The 596-nt window shown below is 45.8% G+C and carries 1 pseudogene (only partly in view); it reads right to left on the reverse strand.

Annotation, left to right across the window (positions count from 1 at the left end):
* Window positions 1-90: 90 nt before the first annotated feature.
* A pseudogene (locus E0E16_RS12230) lies at window positions 91-596 on the reverse strand (IS4 family transposase); it runs 845 nt beyond the window's last position.

A 596-nucleotide genomic window follows, 5' to 3' on the forward strand; every position in this document is an offset into this window, starting at 1 on the left:
AACTATTACTGTCCGCTAAACATAGAAATCCTCATTCCAACTCATTGAGACACAATAGTTCGGATGACAGCATGTTAGTGACAAGCCCCCTTATTCATTTTCTGTTACCTCGGGTGGCGATTCAGCCGCTGCTTCAAGCATGAGTTTCATGTCGGCATCCGGCATGTTGAAGAAATTATTCATGTTGAGGTATTCCATAAGTACAATGCGCACCATAGTAGCCAGCCCTGAGAAACTCCACCGCCTCTGCAATGAGCTTTGCAGCAGTGACAGTAATAGATTGGCAATGAGTGTAACCCAAATCTGTATCTTGATGGCGTTGGCACTCTCCCCATAGAAGTATCTAAGCGGGAAGTTCTGTTTTATCTGCTTGAAAAGAGTCTCTATCTGCCACCTCCTGCGGTAGATGGCTACGATAGTCTCCATGGACATGTCAAAGTCGTTGGTAAGCAAGGACACCAACTTTGGCATCTTTCCTTTCTTGATATCCACATAGGTGATGATACGCGCTATATGGTTGATACCGCCCTTCCTGAACACCACCACCTGCTCACGATATTCCATCAGCCCATCCTCGTTCATATCCATGCAGTCTA

This window comes from Prevotella rectalis (assembly GCF_900607215.1).
Taxonomy (GTDB): Bacteria; Bacteroidota; Bacteroidia; order Bacteroidales; family Bacteroidaceae; genus Prevotella; species Prevotella brunnea.